The sequence below is a fragment of the Rhodospirillum sp. A1_3_36 genome (assembly GCF_047263945.1).
Classification (GTDB): Bacteria; Pseudomonadota; Alphaproteobacteria; order Rhodospirillales; family Rhodospirillaceae; genus Rhodospirillum.
Map to the genome: position 1 here is coordinate 1 of NZ_JBLAVB010000043.1, position 11,472 is coordinate 11,472.

At 59.5% G+C, this 11,472-nt stretch carries 11 protein-coding genes and 1 pseudogene; 6 read left to right on the forward strand and 6 right to left on the reverse strand.

The window, feature by feature from the left end; genetic code table 11:
* Positions 1–196 (forward strand): annotated as a pseudogene (locus tag ACLIRY_RS26035) (IS630 family transposase); the annotation flags it as partial.
* Positions 197–367: 171 nt separating this feature from the next.
* Here ACLIRY_RS26035 and ACLIRY_RS26040 read toward each other — a convergent pair.
* The 6 genes from ACLIRY_RS26040 to ACLIRY_RS26065 form a co-directional block, all read right to left on the reverse strand.
* Positions 368–1,309: an AEC family transporter gene (locus tag ACLIRY_RS26040; RefSeq protein WP_413208344.1), complete on the reverse strand. Its 942-nt coding sequence runs from the start codon at positions 1,307–1,309 to the stop codon at positions 368–370.
* 484 nt (positions 1,310–1,793) lie between these two features.
* Entirely contained in the window at positions 1,794–2,744 is a 951-nt protein-coding gene (locus tag ACLIRY_RS26045; RefSeq protein WP_413208345.1) for an MBL fold metallo-hydrolase, read from the reverse strand.
* Positions 2,745–2,788: 44 nt separating this feature from the next.
* Positions 2,789–3,016, reverse strand: coding sequence for a DUF2783 domain-containing protein (locus tag ACLIRY_RS26050; RefSeq protein ID WP_413208346.1), 228 nt, complete (start codon positions 3,014–3,016; stop codon positions 2,789–2,791).
* 142 nt (positions 3,017–3,158) lie between these two features.
* Entirely contained in the window at positions 3,159–4,805 is a 1,647-nt protein-coding gene (locus tag ACLIRY_RS26055; RefSeq protein ID WP_413208347.1) for an FAD-dependent oxidoreductase, read from the reverse strand.
* 110 nt (positions 4,806–4,915) lie between these two features.
* The gene (locus ACLIRY_RS26060; protein WP_413208348.1) at positions 4,916–5,929 is read right to left on the reverse strand and encodes a fumarylacetoacetate hydrolase family protein; all 1,014 of its coding nucleotides are present in this window, start codon (positions 5,927–5,929) and stop codon (positions 4,916–4,918) included.
* 34 nt (positions 5,930–5,963) lie between these two features.
* Positions 5,964–6,500 carry a VOC family protein gene (locus ACLIRY_RS26065; protein WP_413208349.1) on the reverse strand — a complete coding sequence of 179 codons (537 nt, stop codon included), beginning with the start codon at positions 6,498–6,500 and terminating at the stop codon, positions 5,964–5,966.
* Between the two features lie 342 nt (positions 6,501–6,842).
* Here ACLIRY_RS26065 and ACLIRY_RS26070 point away from each other — a divergent pair, with 342 nt between their 5' ends.
* The 5 genes from ACLIRY_RS26070 (at position 6,843) to maiA (ending at position 11,019) form a co-directional block, all read left to right on the forward strand.
* Positions 6,843–7,877, forward strand: coding sequence for a TRAP transporter substrate-binding protein (locus ACLIRY_RS26070; RefSeq protein ID WP_413208350.1), 1,035 nt, complete (start codon positions 6,843–6,845; stop codon positions 7,875–7,877).
* A 101-nt stretch (positions 7,878–7,978) separates the two neighbouring features.
* Positions 7,979–8,506: a TRAP transporter small permease gene (locus ACLIRY_RS26075; protein WP_413208351.1), complete on the forward strand. Its 528-nt coding sequence runs from the start codon at positions 7,979–7,981 to the stop codon at positions 8,504–8,506.
* 4 nt (positions 8,507–8,510) lie between these two features.
* Positions 8,511–9,812 (forward strand): TRAP transporter large permease, encoded by a 1,302-nt coding sequence (locus ACLIRY_RS26080; protein ID WP_413208352.1) that lies wholly within the window; start codon positions 8,511–8,513, stop codon positions 9,810–9,812.
* Positions 9,813–9,881: 69 nt separating this feature from the next.
* On the forward strand, positions 9,882–10,376 hold the full coding sequence (locus tag ACLIRY_RS26085; RefSeq protein ID WP_413208353.1) for a MarR family winged helix-turn-helix transcriptional regulator: 495 nt from the start codon (positions 9,882–9,884) through the stop codon (positions 10,374–10,376).
* Between the two features lies 1 nt (position 10,377).
* Entirely contained in the window at positions 10,378–11,019 is a 642-nt protein-coding gene (maiA, locus tag ACLIRY_RS26090; protein ID WP_413208354.1) for a maleylacetoacetate isomerase, read from the forward strand.
* Positions 11,020–11,472: the final 453 nt, after the last annotated feature.

The following is an 11,472-nucleotide window of genomic DNA, read 5'->3' on the forward strand; positions in this document are numbered from 1 at the left end:
GCCATACGCTCCCGAATTAAATCCCATCGAAAACGTCTGGGCTTATCTACGCGCCAACAAACTCGCCATCTCCGTTTTTGACACCTATGACGAAATCGTCGAGCGATGCTGCGAGGCATGGAACTTCTTCGCAAACGATCAAAAAGCCGTCCGATCAATCACATCAAGGCAATATGCAAAAGCGGTCATCAGTTAGGGCCGGTGGTATCACTCCGTCGTTGGAGATGTGGAAGGCGTTGAACTCCTCCACGATACGCCACCCCCCTTTTTAGCGAGACACCCGGTTTCGATCGTAGCTCCAAATTTCATCGTGATCTCGGAGCACTCTAGGTTGGCTCTGGCCTGGCAATGTCTGAAGGCAAAGCGGTCAGGGTTTGGGGAACACCTGGAACAAAAGGATCAGGGTCACCAGGGACAAAACCGTCGAAACCAGCACCACCCCTGTGGCCCGCTGGATATAGAGACCATAGCGATTGGCGAAAACATAAACGTTGGCTCCCGCCGGACTGGCTGCGGTGATGACTGCCACGGCGACCCAATCCGGTCGCAGATCAAAGACCTGGGTTGCGGCCAACCAAACCAGAAGCGGCAAAAGCAGGAGTTTCAAAGAGGTAACGACGAAGATTTCCCTCAGGTCGCCCGTCAGTTTTTGCGAAGACAGAGTCACCCCCACGGCCAAAAGAGCGACCGGCGAGGTCGCCCGCGCAATGAACGCCAATGTATCGTCAATAACTGCGGGCATGGTCAGCCCTCCCACGCTCCACAGCATACCGGATATGCAGGCGAGGACGACGGGATTCCGCAGGACCGACCGGCCAACGTCCCGCAAGGTCTTCCCTAGCCCATCCCCCTTCGCGCCCTGACCGAAACCAATCGCCAGGGTGGTCACGGTGAACAAAATCCCTGAGTGGAGCATGATCAAGATCATCAGGGGAACCATCCCGGCCTCTCCATAGGCCCTCTGGACCAGAGGCAGGGTCACCAGAACCGTGTTGGAGAAGGTCCCTGCCATGGCTGCCATACCCGAAGTGTCCCCCTCGTTTCCAAACACATGACGGGATACCATCCAAACCAGAACGAATTGGACAAGCGCCCCCCCATAATAGGCGCCCACGAGGCGAAGGTCGAAGGTCTCCCCCATATGGGCCTGGGATAGGGTCCGGAATAACAGGCAGGGAATGGCCAGGAAGAAGACGAAGTTCACGATCCCCTGAACGCCACTTTCGCCGATCATCTTGCGACGACCAAACCAAAAGCCGATGCCAATGACGGCGAAAATGGGGAAAACAATCCTTAGGGTCTCGAACATGGAAACGACACTCCGCCCTCTCCCCCTTCAACAGGGGCAAAGGGGGTTAGAGGAAGGTGCCAACTTAGGTCAAGACATGCCTGGACCTGGGGTATCAGAGTGAAGCTGGCTCAACTTCACTCAAACTATAGTGATTTTAGAGTCTCTTCGAGATCAAGTTGCGCCGCAAAGCGACCCAGCTTGATCTCGGCATAGTCTTGTGGATTAACCGAACCACGAGATCACGATGAAATTAGGCCTGTCTGATCTTATTGCATAGACGTGATCTCAATCATATGGTCAGAGAGCGGAATGACGACGGAAAACCGCGGTGCACGACAGGGGGGCAGCTTGACTCAAACTGATCCAGTTTCACTCTAGACGCAGCGATTTCTTTACCGCCTGTCCGTACGGAAAATCGCAAAACAAGCAAGGCCCATAGAAAAAGGGGCGCTCCAAAGACCTCTTGGAAGTGCCCCTTTTTTAGTGTTTACGGATCCGTCGATCAGCTGTTCAAAGACGTCCACATGTCCTTGTCGCGCTCCGCCGTCCAGATGCTCGGGCGGACCATGCCACCGGCTTCGTCATAGGCGCGGGAGACGTCGAAGGGCATGCAGTGCTCATAAATCACCCAATCGCCGTACTTCGGGTCCATGCGGGCCTTGGTCAGGTCGAAGGTTTCCTTGAGAGACTTGTTTCCAGCCCGTCCTTCCTTGGCGGACTCGAACAGGTCGGTCAGGAACGCCTGGGTCATGGCCATGGCGTTCTCGCAGTCCTCGGGCGTGGTCAAGGCATCGCCCCGGCCCGGAACCAGCTTTTCCGGCTTGAGGGCGCGCAGGGCGTCCAGGGTGGCCGGCCAATCGGTCAGATGAGCGTCACCCGTATAGGGGGTCGCGCCGAATTCCACCAGATCGCCGGAATAAAGGATCTTCTGGTCCGCCAGCCAAGCCACCGTATCGCCCTGGGTGTGGCCCTTGCCCGGCGACCAGATCTCCACCGGGCGATTGCCCAGATCCACGGTAATCTTGCCATCGAAGACGATGGTTGGCCAAGTCAGGCCGGGAATGGTGTCTTCGCCCTGGAACAGGCGGGGGAAGCGGCCCAGCTCGCTGTCGTAATCCTGCTGGCCCCGCTCCACGATCATCTCGTGGGTCAGGCGCGAGGCGATGATGGTCTCCGCCCCGTAGGCCGCAGCGCCCAGCACACGCACGGCGTGGTAATGGGTCATCAGGATATATTTGACCGGCTTGTCCGTTACCTCGCGGATCCGCTCCATGACTTTTTGCGCCATGAAGGGAGTCGCCTGGGTGTCGATCACCATCACCGCGTCGTCGCCGATGATGATCCCGGTGTTGGGATCTCCCTCGGCGGTGTAGGCGTAGGCGCCCTCGCCCAATTTGGCAAAAGTGACGGTCTTGTCGCCCAGGTCGCCGGTGGAGGCAAAAGTCTTGCTCATAGGGGTACTCCTGAAAGAAAGGGATCGTTGAAGGGGAGGGACCGCTACGCTGCGTGGGACTGGGGCTTGGCGCCAATAGGCTCAATCCCGTTCCGGGCCAGATCCAGGGCTTCGCGGAGGGCGTCCATATCCCCCAGGTGATTGGCCAACAGCAGGATCAGCCGGGCATTGAGCGCCAGACTCTGATCCTCTGACAGGTCCCGATGGGCCTCGATCAGGGCCTCGTAGAAATCGTCGGGACGGGTGATGTTCGGATCGGTGATGAGTTTCATTTTTATGCTCCTCCCGGACGTTAGAGTATTCCGAGATCAAGTTGGGTCGCTTTGCGACCAAACTTGGCCTCGAAGATACGCTAAAACTTATAGAATTAGAGTGAAATGGGGCCAGCTTGTTCCAAGCTGATCCCATTTCACTCTAGGCTGCGCGGCTGGCGGACAATGGGGTGACGGCCTTTCCCACGGCCCGGTTCAGGGCATCGGCAATCATAGCGGCGTCAAAGGACCGCCAGCGGGCAGCCACATGTTGATCCGGACGCAGCAGGTAGGTGGTTCCCGCCTTGCCGTCATAGCGTTCGGCCAAACGCCCCTTGGCATCCTGGATGTCCTTGCCGACCACCAGAACATCGTAGGCAATCCCATCCACCTCTCCACCCGTGATACCGGGATCCTCACCGAAGGTCAGAACCGTAAAGCGCCCGCCGATCCGGTCGAGAAGCCAGCCGTCCTGACCGTCGACCCAGATCGGGGCATCGGCACAATTGGTGCCCGGCGCCATAGCCCCGGAGAAGGTCTCCCCATCGGGGGTATTCAGGGAGGACTCCACATAGGGCGTCGGCGTCGACAGCCGTCCGGAGTTCACCAGAGGTCGGGCGAAGGGAAGGTCCCGGGCAAGGTCGAGCACCGCATCGCGGAAAGCCTTGCTGACCTTGCTTTTGGGCGTGATGAAATCCGTCGATCGGGTGGAGTTCCGCAGGTTGTCGTCTCCGGCGAAGACCCGCTCCTCGGAATAGCTGTCGAGCAGGCTTTCCGGCGCCTTGCCCTCGCGAACCAGCTTGAGCTTCCAGGCGAGGTTATCCACGTCCTGGACCCCCGTATTCGCCCCCCTTGCGCCGAAGGGCGAGACCTGATGGGCGGCATCTCCCGCGAAGAACACCCGGCCGGCCCGGAAGTCGTTCATGCGGCGACAGGCGAACTGATAAACGCTGACCCACTCCAGTTCGAACTCCTGGTCCTCGCCCAGCATTTTCTTGAGGAGGGGGATGACATTCTCGGGTTTCTTGGCCTCTTCCGGATCAGCCTCCCAGCCCAGTTGGAAATCGATGCGCCAGACGTCGTCGGACTGCATGTGCAGCAAGACGGACTGGTTGGGGTGGAAGGGCGGATTGAACCAGAACCAGCGCTCGGCGGGAAAGTTCGCCTTCATGACCACATCAGCGATCAGGAAGCGGTCCATGAAGAACTGACCGGTGAACTCCAACCCCATCATCTTGCGGACGTCCGAATTCGCGCCATCGCAAGCCACCACCCAATCGGCCTCCATCCGGTACACCCCGTCGGGGGTTTCCACCTGTAGAACCACATGATCCGGTTGGTTTTTGATGGAAATTACCTTGGACTTCCAGCGCAGGTCCACCAGATCGCCCATCTCCTTCAGACGGGCAATCAGGTATTCCTCCAGATAGTATTGCTGCAGGTTGATGAAGGCGGGAAGCTTATGGTCTTCCTCGGGCAACAGGTCGAACTGGTAGACCTTTTCCTCCCCGCGAAAAACCTTGCCCACCTTCCAGACCACGCCCTTGTCAACCATCGGCTTGGCGCACCCCAGGCGGTCCCAGACTTCCAACGGCCGTTTGGCATAACAGACGGCGCGGGATCCGATGGAGACCGTGTTGTTGTCGTCCAGAACCACGACCGGAATGCCCTGATGAGCCAGATCCAGCGCCATGGTCAGGCCGATGGGACCTGCGCCGATGACCACAGCAGGGTGGCGTTTGACCACGCCATCGCGCTGTTCGGCGCTTTGGACGTAGTCAAACTCCGGATAGGCGTATGTGTTCAGCATCGTGAAACCTCCCTGTCGGGGCGGGGGTCTTTCGCCCTTACCGCCACCTCTTTTTCCTTAGCCTTGAAGCGCCCTCTTTTCGGGGCTCGCTTCCTGTCGTCGTCTGGGCTTCAGCCCTTGTTCTCCACAACCGTCTGATCAATCGCCCCAAAGATGGAAGCCCCTTCGGCGTCCTTCATCTCGATGCGAATGGTATCGCCGAACCGCATGAAGGGGGTTGAGGGCTTGCCCTCGGAAATGGTCTCGATCATGCGGATCTCGGCAATGCAGGAATAGCCGCGCCCCCCTTCCGCAACCGGCTTGCCCGGGCCACCATCCAGCTTGTTCGACACCGTGCCGGAGCCGACGATAGCTCCTGCCCCTAGGGGACGGGTCTTGGCGGCATGGGCGACGATCTCGGGGAAAGAAAAGGTCATGTCTTCCCCGGCCTCGGCCTTGCCAAACAGGGCACCGTTCAGGGTGCAGAGCAGGGGCAGATGGACCTTGCCATCCTTCCAGGCCGCGCCCAATTCGTCGGGCGTCACCGCCACCGGCGAGAACACACTGGAGGGTTTGGACTGGAAGAAACCGAAGCCCTTGGCCAGTTCCGCAGGAATCAGGCCGCGCAGGCTGACGTCATTGACCAACATCAGCAAGCGGATCCCTTCCGCAGCCTTGGCCGGGCTGGCTCCCATGGGGATATCGTCGGTAATCACCGCGACCTCGCCCTCAAAATCGATCCCCCAGCTTTCCGATCCCAGGGGCACGTCTTGGCGGGGCCCGATGAAGGAATCCGATCCCCCCTGATACATCAGGGGATCCGTCCAGAAGGACTCCGGCAACTCGGCGCCCCTGGCCTTGCGCACCAATTCCACGTGGTTCACATAGGCCGACCCGTCGGCCCACTGGAAGGCACGGGGCAAGGGCGATTCACAGGCGGCCTCGTCGAAGGATTGGCCCAGGGATCCATCGTCGTTAAGCTGGTCGGAAACCACGGCCAGCTTGGGGGAGAGGGCTTCCCAATCGTCCAGGGCAGCCTGGAGGGTGGAGGCGATCTCGGGCACGGGCAGGCAGCGGGTCAGGTCGCGGGAGACGACGACAAGCTGGCCGTCACGGGTCCCGTTGGTCAGGGTGGCGAGTTTCATCAAAAAGTCCTTACAGCGGCGCGTGGAACAGCGGTTAGTTGGCGAATTCCGTGCTGTGCATCCAGGCGGCATGTTGGGGGGCGCGCTTGGTCCTGTCCCATTCCTCCAACATCTCCCATTTCACCGCATCAAGCTTGGAATCCATCTCCGGCGTGTTGGTATCCACGGCCAGTTCCAGACGGTGTCCGTTGGGGTCGAAGAAATAGATGGACTTGAAAATGGTATGCTCGGTGGGTCCCACCACATCGATGCCATCGGCTTCCAGCTTGGCCTTGACTGCCATCATCTCCTCCATGGAGCCCATCTTGAAGGCGATGTGCTGGACCCAATCGGGAGTGTTCGGGTCTTTCCCCTGCTCCGGAGAGTTGGGCAGTTCGAAGAAGGCCAGAATGTTGCCCATACCCGCATCCATGAAGATATGCATGTAGGGGTCCGGGGCCTTGGTCGATGGCACCTGATTCTCGGCAATCGCCAGGACGAAATCCATATCCAGGTACTTGCCGTACCACTCCACAGTTTTCTTGGCGTCCTTACAGCGATAGGCCACATGGTGAATGCGCTGGATCGTCATGTCCGTTCCTCCTCAAGCGAAACTTTCAATGGTGCCGCCTTGGGGCGGTTCAATGGCCCCATAATTTGTTGCATATGAAATTTTATCAATGATTTTTTACATCCTACCCATTTGATTTTTCCAGAGTTTCCCGGAATTCCAATGGTATCAACCCGGCCCCATATTCTATTTTTTCATTCATAAACAACAATATAAGAAGACATTGAGAAAGCCCTTGAAATTTGTTTCATCCCCGGGGAATATTGTTTCAGAAGAAACTAAAAAAAATAATCATCCTGCCCCAGGGGGCTCACACATCCCCGACCGCAGACCCTGCCACCCCCCATTCGGGAGACTCTGTCCATGAAGCGTTTGTTTGTTTCCGCCCTTGTCGCCTGCGGCCTATTGGGCTCGGCGACCCTGGCCCAGGCCGAGGACACCATTGTCCTGAAAATGAGCCATTTCCTACCCTCCTCCCACCCCAGCTACACCGACTTCCTGGAGCCCTGGGCCAAGGAATTGGAGGCGCGCACCAATGGTCGGGTCAAGGTCGAGATCTATTCGGCGGGATCGGCTCTGGGCAATGTGGCCAACCAGCTTGACCAGGTAAAAGCTGGCGTGGTCGATATCGCCCACGGCCTGTCAGGCATTCCCCGGGGCCGTTTGCCGCGCACCCTGGTCATGGACATGCCCTTTCTGGTGAAAACGGCGGACGCGGCCTCCAGGACTCTTTGGGATCTCTATACCGACGGCGATATTGCTCCCGAATACGATGGCTTGAAGGTGCTGGCCCTGCATGCCCATAACGCCGGACTGATCCACACCCGGGACAAGCAGGTCACCACCATGGAAGACTTGGCGGGTCTGCGCCTGCGTACGCCCTCCCAGGCTGTCTCCATGATGTTGGAACAATTGGGTGCCACCCCCGTGGGCATGCCGCCGACCGAGGTTTACTCCGCCCTGCAAAAGGGTGTGATCGACGGCAATGCCTTCACCTACGAGGCCATCCATAGCTTCAAGCTGTACGAAGTCCTGAAGTACCACCTGGACGCCAAGGCCTATACGACCACCTTCTTTTTCGTCATGAACAAGCGCAAATACGACTCCCTGCCCGAGGATGTCCGCGCGGTCATCGACGACATCTCCGGCGCGCCCCTGGTGGCCAAGTTCGGCGGTTGGTGGACCAAATGGGACGAAGCGGGCAAGAAGGATATCGCCGAGGCGGGCAATACCGTCACCCCGCTAGCCGACGCTGAGCGGGCCAAATGGCGCGAAGCCCTGGCCCCGATGATCGACGCCTACCTGACCACGGCGGAAGAGCAAGGCGCCGACAATGCCCGGGCCATCTACGCCAAGGCTCAGAAGCTCGTCGAAAAATATGAAGGCACCGGGAACTAATTTCCCAAACATGGGGGGCTCTTCTCCGCTCCCCCCCCATTCCTTGATGATGCCGGGGCCTGCGGCCCCGGTCCCCCATCCGTCCCTTTGGAAGGCTCCCCATGATCAACCGCGTGTTGACCGTCCTCTTTCCCCTGGCCCAAATCCTGGCCTGGGTCGGCATGACAGCCCTGCTTGGCGCCATGTCCATCACGGTCCTTGACATCATCCTGCGGAAAATCGGACAGGGAGGCATTCCCGGCGCGGTTGACCTCGTCCAGCTGACCATCATGTGGGCAGCCTTCCTATCCATCCCCCTGGGCTTCACGCGACATGGACATGTGGCCGTTTCCATGGTGGTCGAACGCTTCGGAATCCGGGGGCAAGCCGTGTCCCTCGCCCTGTCGACGGCTGCGGCCTGTGTGGTCATGGCCGGCATCGGCTGGTTTGGTATGGACAAGGCGCTCCAGCAATGGACCTACGGCGACTCCTCCCTGACCATTGGCGTTCCTATGGTCCTCTACTGGATCCCCCTGGTGGTGGGCTCCACCTTCGCCGCGTTGGCGGTGTTCCTCATGTTCCTCGGCGCCTTGGGTGCCCTTGTCTCCGGGCGGCCCAATCCGCTGCTCGACATCACCGGGAAGGCGTGACCCCATGGCCGATACCACCCTTGTTTTCCTGTCCTTCTTCGCCTTGTTCGGCCTGATTCTCATGCGTGTCCCCATCGCCATCGCCATGGGACTGGTGGGGCTGGTCGGTGGCTGGATGGTCAACGGTTTTTTCTCCGTTGGCTTCATTCTGGGGACCATTCCCTTTGATTCCGTCTTTCCCTACGGCCTGTCCGTGGTGCCCTTGTTCGTCATGATGGGGGTCTTCGCGGCCCGAGCGGGCCTGTCCAAGGCGCTGTATGACTCGGTCCACGCCTTCATGGGGCATTTCCGTGGCGGATTGGCCATGGCGACCGTTGGGGCCTGCGCCGTTTTCGGCGCCATCTGCGGGTCCTCCCTGGCCACGGCGGCGACCATGTGTCGGGTGGCTATGCCCGAAATGCGCGCCCGCAAGTACGACGATGGGCTGGCCTCGGCGACCATCGCGGCTGGCGGGACCCTGGGCGTGCTTATCCCCCCCTCCGTGATTATGGTCATCTATGCCCTGCTGACCGAGCAATCCATCGGCAAGATGTTCTCTGCCGCACTCATCCCCGGTTTGGTGGCAACGGCCCTGTACATGGCCGCCATCACCATCTGGACCTGGCGGAACCCCGCTCTGGGACCTGCGGACGCCAAAATGCCCTGGTCCGGGCGGCTGCAGGCCCTCAAGCGGGTCTGGCCCATTGGCCTGCTGTTCACGCTGGTCATCGGTGGCATCTATCTGGGATGGTTCTCCCCGACGGAAGCCGCCGCCGTCGGCGCGGCGGGTGCCCTCTTGCTCGCCGCCCTGCGGGGGGCGCTGACGAAGTCCGTCTTCCTCGACAGCATGACCGAAACGGCCGTGACCAGCGGCATGATCTTCCTGGTCCTGATCGGGACCGCCCTGTTCAACTACTTCGTCGAATCGGCGGGCCTTCCCCAAGCTCTGGTCAGCTTCGTCATCGACCTTGGCTGGGCGCCCATGGCGGTCCTGGTCGCTCTGATCGCCTTTTACCTGATCCTGGGCTGTTTCATGGACGCCCTGTCCATGATCCTGCTGACCCTGCCCTTCGTCTACCCCCTGATCACCAGCCTCGGCCTGGATCCCATCTGGTTCGGCGTGATCATGGTGTCCGTCGTGGAGGTTGGCCTGATCACCCCCCCTGTGGGCATGAATCTGTTCATCATCATGGCGGGCACACCCGGTTTGACCCTGGGGACCATCAGCCGGGGTATCGTGGCCTTCCTCGTCGCCGACGCCGCACGCCTTGTCCTCCTTGTGCTCTTCCCCGCCCTGTCCTTGTGGCTTCCGTCCTTCATGAAGTAAGGAGAGAAAATTGCGTGCCCTATTTCTCTCCCAACGGCTAAAGACCGGTCCAACCTATGGAGTCGACAGATGATATCCGGACAAGAGAAAAAGCCAGAAGAGACAACTTTCGTCCTATCCGACTTCTTTCCCTACAAGGTCCGCATTTTCTATACGGCAGTCAGCGGTGCCGTCCGGCAGGTCTACACCTCGCTCCATGGCCTATCGGTCAATGAATGGCGCACTCTGGCTGTCCTCTGTGACAATGCGCCCCTGTCGGCGAAGGAAATCGTTGGCCGCTCCTCCATGGACAAGGTCAACGTCTCCCGCGCCATCTCCGCCCTGCAAAAGAAGGGGATCCTGGAGCGGCACATCGACCCGACGGACCGGCGGCGCATCCTGCTCCGCCTGACCCGCAAGGGCCGCCTGATCCTCACCGACCTGCTGCCCGAGGTGAAACAGGTCGAAGAACGCATGCTCGACGGCCTGTCTGCTGAGGAACGGGACACCTTTCTTCGCCTGATGACGCGGGTGACCGCCAATGCCCGGGCCATAGGCCCCCCCATCCGAGGAGAACACCACTAAGATGAAACTCCATACCTATTGGCGGTCTTCTGCGGCCTATCGCGTGCGCATTGCCCTGAACTTAAAGGGCTTGGGCGCCGACATGATCCCCGTCCACTTGGCCAAGGGAGAACAGCGGAGCCAAGCCTACGCGGCGGTGAGCCCCTACAAGCTCGTTCCCTGTCTGGAATTTGATGACGGTGAGGTACTTTGCCAATCGCTGGCGATCATCGAATATCTGGACGAGACCCATCCGGAGCCTCCCCTGCTGCCCGAAACAGCCCTGGGCCGCGGCCAGACACGCGCCCTCGCCCAAGCCATCGCGGTGGATATCCACCCCCTGAACAACCAACGTGTCCTGAAATACCTGAAAAGCGACTTGCAGGTCACCGAGGACGCGAAAAACGGCTGGTACAGCCATTGGGTTCTTGAAGGATTCGCCGGGGTCGAAGAGAGCCTGAGACGCAAACAGGCCCCCGGCCCCTTTTTGAATGGTGCGGCCCCGGGCTTGTTCGAGATTTGTCTGGTTCCCCAAATGTACAATGCCCGGCGCTTCGACGTGGACCTGACGCCCTTCCCCCGACTGCGGGCCATGGATGCGGCCTGTCTGGCCCTGCCTGCCTTTGACCGGGCAACGCCGGAAAACCAACCCGATGCGGAATAGGAATACTCTCAAATCGGGATATACTCCATCTCCTTGAAAAACCGAAAAACGCGGGGCTTTGCCCCGCTCCCAACCGGGGCCTGAGGCCCCGGACCCCCATTCGTTTTTTTACGAATGGGATCAAAGGGTCCGTGACCCTTTGCGGGTCTGGGCAGAGCCCAGCAACGGCGAAGCAGGGGGTCCGGATTTTCAAGCACACAGAGTATATACTCCGCCTCCATGAGAGCCCGACCCGAAATGACTGCCATGATTTCAATAGTTTCGCCGTGTTTCCACGGGCATGACGGAACCCTTTGAAGTCACCGGATGAATGTCGGTTTGGGCTCTTATACCAAGGGCATGAGGTTGTGACTCGGATATAGGCTTTAAGGGATTCCCTAGTTCGCTCAATCATGATTCACTCTCCCCATATTCAATTTCTGGATAGGGGAGTTGACCTTGGCGATAGAAATC